Genomic DNA, 12,896 nt, shown 5'->3' with positions numbered 1-12,896 from the left:
AAATGCAGACCGTTTTAGCGAAAATCGTCGCCGATAAAGCCGTATGGGTAGCGGCGCGCAAGGAGCAACAACCGCTGGCCAGTTTTCAGAATGAAGTCCAGCCAAGCACGCGTCGCTTCTACGATGCCCTGCAAGGCACGCGGACAGCGTTTATCCTGGAGTGCAAAAAAGCCTCGCCCTCCAAAGGCGTGATCCGCAATGATTTTGACCCGACGCGCATTGCGTCTATCTACAAACATCATGCGTCGGCAATTTCCGTGCTGACGGATGAGAAATATTTCCAGGGCAGTTTTGATTTTCTGCCGATTGTCAGCGGCATCGCGCCGCAGCCAATCCTGTGCAAAGACTTTATTATCGACGCTTATCAGATTTACCTGGCGCGTTACTACCAGGCAGATGCGTGCCTGCTGATGCTTTCGGTACTCGACGATGCGCAGTACCGCCAGCTTGCCGCCGTCGCGCACAGTCTGAATATGGGCGTGCTGACGGAAGTCAGTAATGAAGAAGAACTGCAGCGCGCTATCGCGCTGGAAGCGAAGGTCGTCGGCATCAACAACCGTGACCTGCGCGACCTGTCCATCGATTTGAACCGCACCCGTGAGCTTGCTCCGCGCCTTGGCACTGGTGTGACGGTCATCAGCGAATCTGGCATCAATACCTATGCTCAGGTGCGTGAGCTCAGCCATTTTGCCAATGGTTTCCTGATTGGCTCCGCGCTGATGTCCCATGACGATCTCGATGCAGCGGTGAAACGTGTTTTGCTGGGTGAAAACAAAGTGTGCGGGCTGACCCGCCCCCAGGACGCGCAGGCGGCTCATCAGGCCGGTGCAATTTATGGCGGCTTGATCTTCGTTGCCAGCTCCCCACGCGCCGTAACGCAAGCGCAAGCACAAGCGGTGATGCAGGCCGCGCCGCTGCAATATGTTGGTGTGTTCCGTAATGCCGCGCCCGAAGAGGTGGTGGCGAAAGTTAACGTGCTCAATCTGGTAGCCGTCCAACTGCACGGCGATGAAGACCAGGCCTATATCGATACGCTGCGCGAGCGTCTGCCGGCGAAGACGCAAATCTGGAAAGCACTCAGCGTTGGCGACAGCCTGCCCGCGCGGCGCTTCCGGCAGGTCGATAAATATGTGTTTGATAACGGCCAGGGCGGCAGCGGTAAAAGTTTCGACTGGTCGCTGCTGGCAGGCGAACCGCTGGATAATGTGATTCTTGCTGGTGGCCTGAGCGCAGACAATTGCGTGCAGGCGGCCAAAACCGGCTGTGCCGGACTCGATTTTAATTCAGGCGTGGAGTCGGAACCGGGTATCAAAGATGCCAGCAAACTGGCCTCGGTTTTCCGCACACTGCGCGCTTATTAAGGAAAGAAGATAATGACGACACTACTGAATCCCTATTTTGGCGAGTTTGGCGGAATGTTCGTTCCGCAAATCCTGATGCCAGCGCTGCGCCAGCTCGAAGAAGCCTTTGTCAGCGCACAGAGCGATGCCGAATTTCAGCAACAATTTAACGACCTGCTGAAAAACTATGCCGGACGTCCGACCGCGCTGACCAAATGCCAGAACATTACTGCCGGTACGCGCACCACGCTTTACCTCAAGCGTGAAGATTTGCTCCATGGCGGCGCGCACAAAACCAACCAGGTGCTGGGTCAGGCGCTGCTGGCAAAACGTATGGGCAAAACCGAAATTATCGCCGAAACGGGGGCCGGTCAGCATGGCGTGGCCTCGGCGCTGGCGAGCGCCCTGCTGGGACTGAAATGTCGCATCTATATGGGTGCAAAAGATGTGGAACGCCAGTCACCAAACGTGTTCCGCATGCGCTTAATGGGCGCGGAAGTGATCCCGGTACATAGCGGTTCCGCCACGCTGAAAGATGCCTGTAACGAGGCGCTGCGCGACTGGTCTGGTAGCTATGAAACCGCGCACTATATGCTGGGCACTGCGGCGGGTCCGCACCCTTTCCCGACCATTGTGCGCGAGTTCCAGCGCATGATTGGCGAAGAGACCAAAGCGCAGATCCTTGAAAAAGAGGGGCGTCTGCCGGATGCAGTTATCGCCTGTGTGGGCGGTGGTTCTAACGCGATCGGTATGTTTGCCGATTTTATCGACGAAACCTCTGTCGGCCTGATTGGTGTCGAACCGGCGGGTCACGGTATTGAAACTGGCGAGCACGGCGCACCGCTGAAACATGGCCGCGTTGGCATCTATTTTGGCATGAAATCGCCGATGATGCAGACAGATGAAGGCCAGATCGAGGAGTCTTACTCTATTTCTGCGGGTCTCGATTTCCCGTCTGTCGGGCCGCAGCATGCGTACCTTAACAGTACGGGTCGTGCCGATTATGTTTCCATCACCGATGATGAAGCGCTGGAAGCCTTCAAAACCCTGTGCCGCCATGAAGGCATCATTCCGGCACTGGAATCCTCGCACGCCCTCGCCCATGCGTTAAAAATGATGCGCGAGAACCCGGACAAAGAGCAGTTGCTGGTGGTTAACCTTTCCGGGCGCGGCGACAAAGACATTTTTACCGTACATGACATCCTGAAAGCGCGAGGGGAAATCTGATGGAACGCTATGACAATGTATTTAAACAGCTGAGCGCGCGCAAAGAAGGTGCATTCGTTCCCTTCGTCACGCTGGGCGATCCGTCCCCGGAACTGTCGCTAAAAATCATTGATACGCTGATTGAAGCGGGTGCGGATGCACTTGAGCTGGGGATACCGTTTTCCGACCCGCTGGCGGACGGTCCAACCATTCAAAACGCCACGCTGCGCGCCTTTGCCGCAGGCGTGACACCGTCACAATGTTTCGAAATGCTGGCGGCTATTCGCCAGAAACACCCAACGATCCCCATTGGCTTGCTGATGTACGCCAACCTGGTTTTCAGCCGGGGAATTGACGAATTCTATGCCCAGTGCGCAAAAGTCGGCGTCGATTCTGTGCTGGTGGCGGATGTGCCGATTGAAGAGTCCGCACCGTTCCGCCAGGCGGCTTTGCGCCATAATATCGCTCCCATCTTTATTTGCCCGCCAAACGCGAACGACGATCTGCTGCGCCAGATAGCCTCTTATGGCCGGGGATACACCTACCTGCTTTCGCGCGCCGGGGTCACGGGCGCGGAAAACCGTGCGGCGCTGCCACTGCACCATCTGGTGGAAAAACTGACCGAGTATCACGCTGCGCCTGCGCTGCAGGGTTTCGGTATTTCCGCACCGGAGCAGGTGAGCGCTGCCGTAGAAGCAGGTGCCGCCGGCGCGATTTCCGGTTCCGCGATTGTGAAAATCATTGAGAAAAACCTCGCCAACCCAACGGCTATGCTGGCTGAACTGAAAGCCTTTGTGCAAAGCCTGAAAGGCGCTACTTTGCCGCGTTAACCCCCCGCACCGCCTGTTGATTCAGGCGGTGTACTTTCCTGTTTATCCGCACGTTTTTCCTGACGCATTGTTAAAAGGTTCATATTTTCTGTGGAATAATAATCCTAAAAATTATGAGACCGATAAATACACCATGCGTGAGTTCCCTGATTCCTGCTGGCAACGTCGCTGGCTGGCCCTGTTACTGACCGGGTTGCTTTCCGGCGCGGCTGGCATGTTGATTGCCCTTCTTCTTCATGCCATCCAGCACCTCGCTTTTGGTTATAGCCAGCAATCACTGATTGGTGGCGCCCCATTTCTGCAGGGCGTAACCGATGCCAGCGCCCTGCGCCGTTTTGCTTCTCTTGCTGCTGCGGGTGTAGTGGCTGGCTGGGGCTGGTGGCTCCTGGCACGTTATGCCAAAAAACGCGTCAGTGTTGGCGCTGCGCTAAAAGATGTTCAGCGCTCGATGCCTGCTTTCACCACCTTAACTCATGCGCTCTTGCAAGTTGTTACCGTGGCGATGGGCTCGCCGCTCGGGCGTGAAAGCGCACCGCGTGAAGTCGGTGCCCTGTTTGGCGGTGGGATCGCACGGCATATCGGGTTAAATGCACAAGAAACCCGGCTGGTGATCGCCTGCGGCGCCGGTGCCGGGCTGGCGGCGGTGTATAACGTCCCGTTAGCTGGCGCGATTTTTACCCTTGAGGTACTGCTGGTAACAATCAGTTGGGATGCGGTCATTGCCGCCATTGTCACCTCCGCCCTCGCCGCGTTTGTGGCATCGCTGGTACTGGGCAACGAGCGGCAGTATCTCTTTACCGCCCCCACAGCCCCCCTCTCTCTGATTATCTGGGCAACCTTGTCCGGCCCGTTGTTCGGCTATGCTGCCAGTCGGTTCCGGCGGATGACCAAAAACGCGCGGGCGAAGGTGAAAACCAACTGGCAAATGCCGGTCTTCTGCATTATCGCTTTTGCCTGTCTCGGCTTGCTCGCAATCTGGTTTCCACAATTACCGGGTAACGGGCGCGGTCCGGTGCAGCTCAGTTTTGGCGGAGGCGTTACGCTGCCGCTGGCGGCCATGTTGATTGGCTTGAAAGTATTGAGTATCTGGATGGTGCTACGCAGCGGAGCCGAAGGCGGTCTGCTCACGCCAGGGCTGGCGATCGGTGCCCTGCTGGGTGCGCTGATGTTCCTGCTGGTAGGACATTTTTTCCCCGATGGCAGTATGGCGGAATTCGCGCTGACCGGTGGCGCGGCTTTTCTCGCCTCGTCGATGCAAATGCCGCTCACCGCCATTGTGCTGCTGATGGAATTCACCGGCATGGATTTCAGCTTTTTTGTGCCGCTGACGCTCTGCGTTGCGGGTGCGTATATGACCTGCCGCTATTGCGAGTAGCGCGTTTCGGGGCGTTCGTTTATGGCGCTGAATGTGCCAGCAGGCTTGTTGTGAATGCGCCGAGAGATGTGCGAAGGAAGGTCAGACGCTGGCATTCGTAATGCGTCATTTCGCTTTCGGTTGCACAACATTGTGTCTGAACAAATGAGAATTTAACCCGCTGCTTACGGTGTCTCTGTGTCTGATGTGCTCAGAGCGACGGTGTTGGGGAACAGTTTAATACACTTAAAGTTACCCACATGGTGATGTGGTGCAGAAATGCGTGGAAACTGGTTATCGAGAAACCAGTTTCCACAATACGCTTAAAAACGATAACCGGCAGAGAACATAAACACCCACGGATCCAGGCGAGTATGTACGCTTTGTTGCTCACCATTCGCTTTAAAACGCACATCCGTATCGATATCCATCCACCATACGGACATGTTAATCAGCCAGTTACGGTTGATTAAGTAATCCAGACCAGCTTGCCCTGCCACGCCCCAGGAGTCTTTCAGGCTCAAATCCGACAGCCCGGCCTCTTTCCCGGTATCGTTAAATTTCTCATCAAAGAAAGTGGTGTAGTTTACGCCTGCCCCAAGGTATGGGCGCAATTTGCTCTGTGAATCACCGAAATACCACTGCGCCATTAATGTCGGCGGCAGGTGGTGCACAGTGGCGATGTCGCCGGTTGGACCGGTGCCAACGCGGTGGCGAAACGGCGTCGCGGCCAGTAATTCGACGCCGATATTGTCGGTCGCCATCCAGCTCATCGTCACACCAAGTTGGGTGTTGTTGCTGACATTAAAACTGCCCAGAGCGCCTAAAACATTATCTGAACCTTCCGTCGGACGTACCGTCGCGGAACCGGCTCGAATGAAAAACTCGCCAGCTTCATGCGCGTATACACCCGTAGAAAGACTACTCAGGATCAATGCTGCCACGGCTAATTTCTTCATATCCACTCCATGTTTAAGGTTTTTATCGCGCCGTGAATATACCTATAACTGAGTACAAAGTGATCCAACACAGATCACACTTGACCCCGTAATTTAACATTCATTGATCTGGGTTAATTTTCACTACTCGTTACACTCATTAACTTTTGTATTTAAATCAATTTTCGCTTTGTGAGGTGGCTAAAAAAATACCTGTTCGCCCATCTTGTGCGCATTCTTCGGCAGCGATAATTTATTGGCCTGACAATTTATGTTGATGCGTCGTTAAATGCAGGTGCGCTATGAGTGATATCAATCCGTGCATGTCGTGCGGAGCCTGTTGTGCGTATTTTCGAGTCTCTTTCTACTGGGCAGAAGCGGATGACGCTGGCGGCCCTGTCCCGGCCCAACTCACCGAGCCGCTAACCCCGTTTCTGCGCTGCATGAGCGGAACCAATCAAAAGCAGAGCCGTTGCACGGCACTGCAAGGTACGCCCGGCGAGTCGGCCAGTTGCAGTATTTATGCGAACAGACCGTCGCCCTGCCGGGAATTTGCGATGTCCGGCGAAGAGGGAAAGGTCAATGAGGCCTGCGATCGGGCGCGAGCGCGCTACGGTTTAGCGCCTCTTTACAAAGATATGCTTTTCCATACAAGCAGCGATGCTGCCACTGAGAGTGTATTCGGGGTACAATTGCCCGCAATTTAACACCGCTATACTCAAGGAGAGTGCATGTCTATCACGGCGAAGTCCGTTTACCGTGACACGGGGAATTTTTTTCGCAATCAGTTCGTTACCATTTTACTGATCGCGTTGCTTTGTGCGTTTATCACGTTCTTGCTGGGGAGCGCCTTTAAGCCCAGTGATGAGCAACTCTCCATTTTAAGTGAAGGGGATAATCTCGCAGGCAGCGTCGGGTTGTTTGAACTGGTGCAGAATATGACGCCTGAGCAGCAACAAGTGCTGCTGCGCGCCTCTGCGGCGTCGACATTTTCCGGGCTTGTGGGCAACGCCATTCTCGTCGGTGGTGTGCTGCTGATGATCCAGATGATTTCTGCGGGTCAGCGTATCAGCGCCTTGCGGGCGATTGGTGCCAGTGCGCCACTGTTGCCGAAGCTATTTTTACTGATCCTGCTGACCACGTTTATCGTGCAAATTGGCATCATGTTTGTGATTGTCCCGGGCGTCATTCTGGCGATCCTGCTCGCGTTCGCCCCGGTGATAGTGGTGCAGGATAAAACAGGGATTTTCGCTGCCATGCGTAACAGCATGCGCCTTGCCTGGGCGAATATGCGTCTTGTGGCTCCGGCGGTAATAGGATGGTTGCTGGCGAAAACTTTCCTGCTGCTGTTCGCACATAACTTTGCGGTGTTCACTGTGGAAGGCGGCGAAGTGATTGCCAATACGCTGAGCAACCTGATTTCAGCGGCGCTGCTGGTTTATCTGTTCCGCCTCTATATGTTGATGCGTTCGTGATTGTTCCGGTTGCCTGCGTCTGCGGGCAACCCCCTTATGATGGAATCGTAGAATGAAGCAGTTTCTTGATTTTCTGCCGTTGGTGGTCTTTTTCGCTTTTTACAAACTGTACGATATCTATGCAGCGACCACTGCGCTGATTATCGCGACCGCTATCGTGCTGATATATAGCTGGGTGCGCTATCGCAAAGTGGAAAAGATGGCGTTGATAACTTTTGTGCTGGTCGCCGTATTCGGCGGGTTGACCCTTTTCTTCCATAACGATGAGTTTATCAAATGGAAGGTGACGGTGATTTACGCGCTGTTTGCTGCAGCGCTGCTCTTCAGCCAGTGGGTAATGAAAAAGCCGCTGATCCAGCGCATGCTCGGCAAAGAGATCGCGCTGCCGGAGGCCGTTTGGGGCAAGCTGAACATCGCATGGGCGCTGTTTTTTATTCTGTGTGGTCTGGCGAATATCTACATTGCCTTCTGGCTGCCGCAAAATATCTGGGTGAATTTCAAAGTGTTTGGCTTAACCGCCCTGACCCTTCTCTTCACCGTCCTGAGCGGTGTTTATATCTACCGCCATATGCCCGCGCAGGACGACAAATCCTGAGAATGAAAGCCAGGCCCTCGCGCCTGGCTTTTTTCTTTCCGAACGCCCCGCATTCGTAGTAGCATCCCGCCATAAATCCCTCATAGCAGAAGAGATAACAATGGCAACCCTTCAGGACACTCCCCAGGGAGAGCTTGTTTTACGCACATTAGCAATGCCAGCAGACACCAATGCCAACGGCGATATCTTCGGCGGCTGGTTAATGTCACAAATGGATATTGGCGGAGCAATACAAGCCAAGGAAATTGCGCATGGTCGCGTGGTGACGGTGCGCGTTGACGGCATGACGTTTCTTCGCCCGGTGGCGGTGGGCGACGTAGTGTGCTGCTACGCACGCTGCGTTAAACGGGGCAACACGTCAGTGACGATTAATATTGAAGTGTGGGTGAAGAAGGTCTCGTCCGAGCCAATTGGTCAGCGGTATAAAGCGACGGAAGCGCTGTTTATTTACGTCGCAGTGGATAATGAAGGTAAACCGCGCCCGTTACCTCAGGCATAAGAAAAAAGCCTCCTTACGGAGGCTTTTTTTATTCCATTGAGGCACCGCCATTCAGGCGGAACACAATATTCACAATTAATCCCGAACCCGGTTTCCCGGCCTCATAACGCCACTTGCGCATTGCCGTTTTTACTTCACGCTCGAACATATTTGCCGGTTGCGCTGACAGCACTTCGACATTCTCAACACGGCCATCTGAGGTGACATCAAACTTCACTTTTACCCGACCTTCAATACGCAGCGCTTGCGCGCGGGCCGGATACTGCGGCTGATTGCGACTCAGCGCTCGCGGGCCAGCAGGCACAGCCGGCGCTGGCTGGGTCGCTGCTGACGGCGTCGGATTCGCGACCGGGCGTGCGGGCGCGTTATTCTGGAACGGCGAGGCCGGTTGCGGCGTTACCGGTTTCGTTTCGCGCTTCGGCTGCTCGACCTTTTTCTCCGGTTTCGGCTTTGGCTTCGGTTTTGGCTGCGGTTTGGGCTTTTCAATCACCACTGGCGCTTCTTTCGGTGGCTCAGGAACCGGTTCTGGCTCGGGTTCCGGCTCAACCACCGGCTCCGGCGGTTGAGCGACCTGGGGCGGTTCCAGATCGGCAGGCGCCACCATAGTGACCGTAATGGGCTGCGCAGGTGCGGGCAGTTCAACAACCTGATGTACCGATGTATAGAGCAGACCCGCCACGACGGCGCCGTGAATACCAACAGACAACAGCGTTGGCCAGGGAAAGCGGCGAGGTAAATCGAGGGTCATTGAAGTCATAATCGTGTCAGTTAAAAAACCAGAGCTAGATTTTAAATGCAAATAGCAATCATATTCAACAAGCCATCGCATACGCAGGCCATTTAGTCGGGTAAATGGGTAAAAAATCCGCATACTTTGCATGGCTGTTACCGCATTGTCATCTTTACATTGAAGTCGTTCCACCTTTCACATACGGTATGGCTTTCTTATCTGTGAGGAGTTCTGCCCGTGCTGTACGTTATTTTTGCTGAAGATATTGCTGACTCGCTCGAAAAACGTTTGTCCGTGCGCCCTGCCCATCTGGCGAGACTGCAACTGCTGCACGATGAAGGCCGCCTGCTGACAGCGGGCCCAATGCCCGCAGTCGACAGCAACGATCCGGGAGCGGCGGGTTTCACTGGCTCGACGGTGATTGCTGAGTTTGAATCGCTGGAAGCGGCGAAGTCCTGGGCAGAAGCCGATCCCTATGTCGCTGCCGGGGTTTACCAGAACGTAACGGTGAAGCCGTTCAAAAAAGTATTCTAAAAAGAAAAGACCCGCCACCTGCGCGGGTCTTTTACATTACAGGCTGCTTCAGAACCTGGCGGCACTTTACATCCGGCTGGTGAGTTCAGCGCCTGCGCAAATCGCGGCGTATTAACGAACTCGCCCGACACCGATATATATGCCCGTCTATTGCGAAAGAGATTTTTTAACAGGCAGATTGCTGAGGCCTGGCGTTTATTATTTAATGCCCAACGCTTTTGGAAAAAAGATTAATAATCACCACCCCGGCGATAATTAACCCCATCCCCATGATTGCCGGCATATCCAGTTTTTGCCCGTGTACAAGCCAGCCGGCAAGACCTATCAGCACAATACCGGCACCGGACCAGATGGCATAAATCACCCCGGTAGGAAGAGTACGCATCGTAATTGTCAGGCACCAGAAGGCAATGCAATACCCGACGATACTGATAATACCGGGTAACAAACGGGTAAAGCTGTCGGAAGATTTCAGCGCCGTGGTGGCAATCACTTCCATCACAATGGCAATACCGAGAAAGATAAAGGCTTCTTTATTCATATGGGTTACCGGACATATTAACGTTTACTCAGCGCCAGACGGGTGGCAAACAGCAAAAAGACCATCCCAGTGCAGCGATCCATCCAGCGTATGACTTTTTCTTTACGCAGGAATGACGCCAATGGGCGCGTGGCAGAAATCAGCAGTGTCGACCAGCAGGTGCCCAGTAAAAGATGAATAAAAACCAGGCCAAAAGTCCACGCAATCAACGGTTGCCCCTGCGGAATAAATTGCGGCAAAAATGAGACATAAAAAATGCCCACTTTCGGGTTAAGTACGTTGCCGAACATCCCTTTGATAAACCAGTTCTGCGATTTCGTATCGCTTGCGCCTACCGCCGTAAACGATCTGCGCGGGCGCAGCAGCATATTCAGACCCAACCAGCATAAATAGGCAGCGCCGCAATATTTCAGGATGTTGTACGCCAGCTCAGATACCGCGATCAGCGCGCCCAGGCCAAACGCCACCATTGTGCCCCAGATAAGACAACCGGTGTTGATTCCCATCTGCGCTTTAAAAGCCTCTTTGCGTCCCTCAACGGTCGCGGTGCGTAGTATCAGCGCCGTGTCCAGCCCCGGTGTTAATGTCAAAAGCGTGGCGGCGAAGGTAAAAGCCAGCAGACTATCCATTACCGACATACGGCAACTCCCTCTTTAGCACTAAGTCCAGAAACGATCGCGGGCACCTGTTCGGTGCCCGGATATTAAAGATCGTAAATAGCGAATAACAGCACATTACGATGACGGTTTACGCCACATTTCCTGATGGCGTGGATGCGCATATTGCGACGTGACTGCGCTTCCAGCCAGCGCGCTTTACGGCGGCTCATCTGCCGCAGCATACGCCAGCGCCCCACTTCCGTTCGACTACGCTTCATTTTTACAACTCAAAACTTAACAGAAACGCCATTATAGTCCGTCAACTTCGCCAGGCCAGCGCTTTTCGGCGTTTTTATTTGCCAGATGAATGCGGATGCGTACACTCTTGAAATACGGTTTTTAAAAAGGATTTTTATCTATGTCCGCTTTTTACACGGTAATGAGTTGGCTGATTGTCCTGGGTTACTGGCTACTGATTGCTGGTGTAACACTGCGCATATTGATGAAGCGCCGCGCGGTCACCTCCGCGATGGCGTGGTTATTGATTATTTACATCCTGCCGCTGGTTGGGATCATCGCCTATCTTTCCCTGGGTGAACTGCATCTTGGAAAACGTCGTGCCGAGCGCGCTCGCGCTATGTGGCCTTCTACCGCCAAGTGGCTGAATGATCTAAAAAATTTCAAGCATATCTTTGCGACCGAAAACAGCGGTGTGGCGTCGTCTCTTTTCAAGCTTTGCGAGCGACGTCAGGGGATCGCCGGGGTTAAGGGCAACCAGTTGCAGTTACTCACCTCAACCGATGATGTCATGCAGGCATTGATCCGCGACATCCAGCTCGCCCGCCATAATATTGAGATGGTGTTTTACATCTGGCAACCCGGCGGAATGGCAGATCAGGTGGCCGAATCGTTAATGGCCGCAGCGCGCCGCGGCGTACACTGTCGCCTGTTGCTGGACTCTGCTGGCAGCGTGGCGTTTTTCCGCAGCCCGTGGGCAACCATGATGCGAAACGCCGGCATTGAAGTGGTCGAAGCGCTGAAAGTGAATTTAATGCGTGTTTTTCTGCGCCGCATGGATTTACGCCAGCACCGAAAAATCGTGTTGATAGATAATTACATCGCCTACACCGGCAGCATGAATCTGGTTGATCCGCGCTTCTTTAAGCAAGATGCTGGCGTCGGCCAGTGGGTCGATTTGATGGCACGGATGGAAGGTCCGATCGCTACGGCAATGGGGATTGTTTACTCTTGCGACTGGGAAATTGAAACCGGAAAACGCATTCTTCCCCCGCCGCCTGACGCCAACATCATGCCTTTTGAGGAAGCCAGCGGGCACACCATTCACACCATTGCCTCCGGACCTGGGTTTCCTGAAGATCTGATCCATCAGGCATTGCTGACCGCTGTCTACGCATCGCGCGAATATTTAATTATGACCACCCCCTATTTCGTGCCCAGCGATGACCTGCTGCATGCGATTTGTACGGCTGCGCAGCGCGGCGTGGACGTGAGTATCATTTTGCCGCGTAAAAACGATTCGCTGCTGGTCGGCTGGGCCAGTCGGGCATTTTTTGGCGAGTTGCTGGCCGCAGGCGTAAAGATTTACCAGTTCGAAGGTGGTTTGCTGCATACCAAAAGCGTGCTGGTGGATGGCGAACTGAGCCTCATTGGTACTGTAAACCTGGATATGCGTAGCCTGTGGCTGAATTTCGAAATCACGCTGGTGATTGACGATGCCGGTTTCGGTGGCGATCTGGCGGCCGTGCAGGATGATTACATCTCCCGCTCCCGCTTACTTGATGCGCGATTGTGGGTAAAACGGCCGTTCTGGCACCGCATTGCTGAACGACTGTTTTACTTCTTCAGTCCGTTGCTGTAAAACGTGCCCAACAGACGCGAAGAGGTAATCATGGAAATGGATCTGAATAATCGCCTGACCGAAGACGAAACCCTTGAGCAGGCTTACGACATCTTCCTCGAACTGGCAGCGGACAATCTCGACCCGGCGGACATCATTCTTTTCAACTTACAGTTTGAAGAGCGTGGCGGCGCTGAGTTGTTTGATCCGGGCGAAGACTGGCAGGAGCATGTGGATTACGATTTAAACCCGGACTTCTTCGCTGAGGTGGTCATTGGCCTTGCGGATACCGATGGCGGCGAAATCAATGACATCTTCGCACGCGTCTTACTGTGCCGCGAAAAAGATCACAAACTTTGCCATATTCTCTGGCGCGAATAAGCGCGGAAAGAGAAAA

16 protein-coding genes are annotated in these 12,896 nt (G+C 53.9%); 11 read left to right on the top strand and 5 right to left on the bottom strand.

Going from position 1 to position 12,896, the window contains the following annotated elements:
* The first annotated feature begins 2 nt into the window (after positions 1–2).
* The 4 genes from trpCF to M8Q36_RS17495 all read left to right on the top strand — a co-directional run bounded on the left by trpCF (position 3) and on the right by M8Q36_RS17495 (position 4,751).
* Positions 3–1,361 carry a bifunctional indole-3-glycerol-phosphate synthase TrpC/phosphoribosylanthranilate isomerase TrpF gene (gene trpCF, locus M8Q36_RS17510; protein WP_249881727.1) on the top strand — a complete coding sequence of 453 codons (1,359 nt, stop codon included), beginning with the start codon at positions 3–5 and terminating at the stop codon, positions 1,359–1,361.
* A 12-nt stretch (positions 1,362–1,373) separates the two neighbouring features.
* Complete coding sequence (gene trpB, locus M8Q36_RS17505; protein ID WP_249881726.1) at positions 1,374–2,567, top strand: tryptophan synthase subunit beta; 1,194 nt, start codon at positions 1,374–1,376, stop codon at positions 2,565–2,567.
* Positions 2,567–3,376, top strand: a complete 810-nt coding sequence (trpA, locus tag M8Q36_RS17500; protein WP_249881725.1) for a tryptophan synthase subunit alpha — start codon at positions 2,567–2,569, stop codon at positions 3,374–3,376. Before trpB ends, trpA begins: the two co-directional genes overlap by 1 nt.
* A gap of 133 nt (positions 3,377–3,509) precedes the next feature.
* Positions 3,510–4,751 carry a chloride channel protein gene (locus M8Q36_RS17495; protein ID WP_249881724.1) on the top strand — a complete coding sequence of 414 codons (1,242 nt, stop codon included), beginning with the start codon at positions 3,510–3,512 and terminating at the stop codon, positions 4,749–4,751.
* A gap of 302 nt (positions 4,752–5,053) precedes the next feature.
* On the opposite strand, the gene ompW is transcribed toward M8Q36_RS17495, so the two are convergent.
* Positions 5,054–5,689, bottom strand: coding sequence for an outer membrane protein OmpW (ompW, locus tag M8Q36_RS17490; RefSeq protein WP_200550831.1), 636 nt, complete (start codon positions 5,687–5,689; stop codon positions 5,054–5,056).
* Between the two features lie 281 nt (positions 5,690–5,970).
* Here ompW and M8Q36_RS17485 point away from each other — a divergent pair, with 281 nt between their 5' ends.
* The 4 genes from M8Q36_RS17485 to yciA all read left to right on the top strand — a co-directional run bounded on the left by M8Q36_RS17485 (position 5,971) and on the right by yciA (position 8,237).
* Positions 5,971–6,375 carry a YkgJ family cysteine cluster protein gene (locus tag M8Q36_RS17485; RefSeq protein ID WP_200550830.1) on the top strand — a complete coding sequence of 135 codons (405 nt, stop codon included), beginning with the start codon at positions 5,971–5,973 and terminating at the stop codon, positions 6,373–6,375.
* A gap of 24 nt (positions 6,376–6,399) precedes the next feature.
* Positions 6,400–7,143: a YciC family protein gene (locus M8Q36_RS17480; protein WP_249881723.1), complete on the top strand. Its 744-nt coding sequence runs from the start codon at positions 6,400–6,402 to the stop codon at positions 7,141–7,143.
* A gap of 52 nt (positions 7,144–7,195) precedes the next feature.
* Entirely contained in the window at positions 7,196–7,738 is a 543-nt protein-coding gene (locus M8Q36_RS17475; RefSeq protein WP_016495852.1) for a septation protein A, read from the top strand.
* A 100-nt stretch (positions 7,739–7,838) separates the two neighbouring features.
* Positions 7,839–8,237: an acyl-CoA thioester hydrolase YciA gene (yciA, locus tag M8Q36_RS17470; RefSeq protein WP_249881722.1), complete on the top strand. Its 399-nt coding sequence runs from the start codon at positions 7,839–7,841 to the stop codon at positions 8,235–8,237.
* 28 nt (positions 8,238–8,265) lie between these two features.
* On the opposite strand, the gene tonB is transcribed toward yciA, so the two are convergent.
* Positions 8,266–8,985 (bottom strand): TonB system transport protein TonB, encoded by a 720-nt coding sequence (gene tonB, locus M8Q36_RS17465; RefSeq protein WP_249882800.1) that lies wholly within the window; start codon positions 8,983–8,985, stop codon positions 8,266–8,268.
* A 219-nt stretch (positions 8,986–9,204) separates the two neighbouring features.
* Between tonB and M8Q36_RS17460 the strand changes: the two genes are divergently transcribed.
* On the top strand, positions 9,205–9,501 hold the full coding sequence (locus M8Q36_RS17460) for a YciI family protein (protein ID WP_016495849.1): 297 nt from the start codon (positions 9,205–9,207) through the stop codon (positions 9,499–9,501).
* Between the two features lie 202 nt (positions 9,502–9,703).
* Here the strand turns inward: M8Q36_RS17460 and M8Q36_RS17455 are convergent, their stop codons facing one another.
* The 3 genes from M8Q36_RS17455 to M8Q36_RS17445 form a co-directional block, all read right to left on the bottom strand.
* Entirely contained in the window at positions 9,704–10,042 is a 339-nt protein-coding gene (locus M8Q36_RS17455; protein WP_249881721.1) for an SMR family transporter, read from the bottom strand.
* Positions 10,043–10,059: 17 nt separating this feature from the next.
* The gene (locus M8Q36_RS17450; RefSeq protein ID WP_249881720.1) at positions 10,060–10,680 is read right to left on the bottom strand and encodes a LysE family translocator; all 621 of its coding nucleotides are present in this window, start codon (positions 10,678–10,680) and stop codon (positions 10,060–10,062) included.
* 65 nt (positions 10,681–10,745) lie between these two features.
* Positions 10,746–10,919, bottom strand: a complete 174-nt coding sequence (locus M8Q36_RS17445) for a YciY family protein (RefSeq protein ID WP_017457170.1) — start codon at positions 10,917–10,919, stop codon at positions 10,746–10,748.
* A gap of 140 nt (positions 10,920–11,059) precedes the next feature.
* Here M8Q36_RS17445 and cls point away from each other — a divergent pair, with 140 nt between their 5' ends.
* The gene (cls, locus tag M8Q36_RS17440) at positions 11,060–12,520 is read left to right on the top strand and encodes a cardiolipin synthase (RefSeq protein ID WP_016495845.1); all 1,461 of its coding nucleotides are present in this window, start codon (positions 11,060–11,062) and stop codon (positions 12,518–12,520) included.
* A gap of 30 nt (positions 12,521–12,550) precedes the next feature.
* Positions 12,551–12,880: an HI1450 family dsDNA-mimic protein gene (locus M8Q36_RS17435; RefSeq protein ID WP_016495844.1), complete on the top strand. Its 330-nt coding sequence runs from the start codon at positions 12,551–12,553 to the stop codon at positions 12,878–12,880.
* Positions 12,881–12,896: the final 16 nt, after the last annotated feature.

The organism is Kosakonia sp. R1.Fl (assembly GCF_023516815.1).
GTDB lineage: Bacteria > Pseudomonadota > Gammaproteobacteria > Enterobacterales > Enterobacteriaceae > Kosakonia.
The sequence above is the reverse complement of the archived record's forward strand: the minus strand, read 5'-3'. Positions and strand labels throughout refer to the sequence as shown.

Bases quoted from the DNA above. Each gene is read 5' to 3' on its own strand.
- M8Q36_RS17485 (WP_200550830.1), top strand. From the start codon at position 5,971: ATGAGTGATATCAATCCGTGCATGTCGTGCGGAGCCTGTTGTGCGTAT.
- M8Q36_RS17495 (WP_249881724.1), top strand. From the start codon at position 3,510: ATGCGTGAGTTCCCTGATTCCTGCTGGCAACGTCGCTGGCTGGCCCTG.
- M8Q36_RS17480 (WP_249881723.1), top strand. From the start codon at position 6,400: ATGTCTATCACGGCGAAGTCCGTTTACCGTGACACGGGGAATTTTTTT.
- M8Q36_RS17475 (WP_016495852.1), top strand. From the start codon at position 7,196: ATGAAGCAGTTTCTTGATTTTCTGCCGTTGGTGGTCTTTTTCGCTTTT.
- M8Q36_RS17445 (WP_017457170.1), bottom strand. From the start codon at position 10,919: ATGAAGCGTAGTCGAACGGAAGTGGGGCGCTGGCGTATGCTGCGGCAG.
- yciA (WP_249881722.1), top strand. From the start codon at position 7,839: ATGGCAACCCTTCAGGACACTCCCCAGGGAGAGCTTGTTTTACGCACA.
- ompW (WP_200550831.1), bottom strand. From the start codon at position 5,689: ATGAAGAAATTAGCCGTGGCAGCATTGATCCTGAGTAGTCTTTCTACG.
- trpA (WP_249881725.1), top strand. From the start codon at position 2,567: ATGGAACGCTATGACAATGTATTTAAACAGCTGAGCGCGCGCAAAGAA.
- trpCF (WP_249881727.1), top strand. From the start codon at position 3: ATGCAGACCGTTTTAGCGAAAATCGTCGCCGATAAAGCCGTATGGGTA.
- M8Q36_RS17450 (WP_249881720.1), bottom strand. From the start codon at position 10,680: ATGTCGGTAATGGATAGTCTGCTGGCTTTTACCTTCGCCGCCACGCTT.
- cls (WP_016495845.1), top strand. From the start codon at position 11,060: ATGTCCGCTTTTTACACGGTAATGAGTTGGCTGATTGTCCTGGGTTAC.
- M8Q36_RS17455 (WP_249881721.1), bottom strand. From the start codon at position 10,042: ATGAATAAAGAAGCCTTTATCTTTCTCGGTATTGCCATTGTGATGGAA.
- M8Q36_RS17435 (WP_016495844.1), top strand. From the start codon at position 12,551: ATGGAAATGGATCTGAATAATCGCCTGACCGAAGACGAAACCCTTGAG.
- trpB (WP_249881726.1), top strand. From the start codon at position 1,374: ATGACGACACTACTGAATCCCTATTTTGGCGAGTTTGGCGGAATGTTC.
- tonB (WP_249882800.1), bottom strand. From the start codon at position 8,985: ATGACCCTCGATTTACCTCGCCGCTTTCCCTGGCCAACGCTGTTGTCT.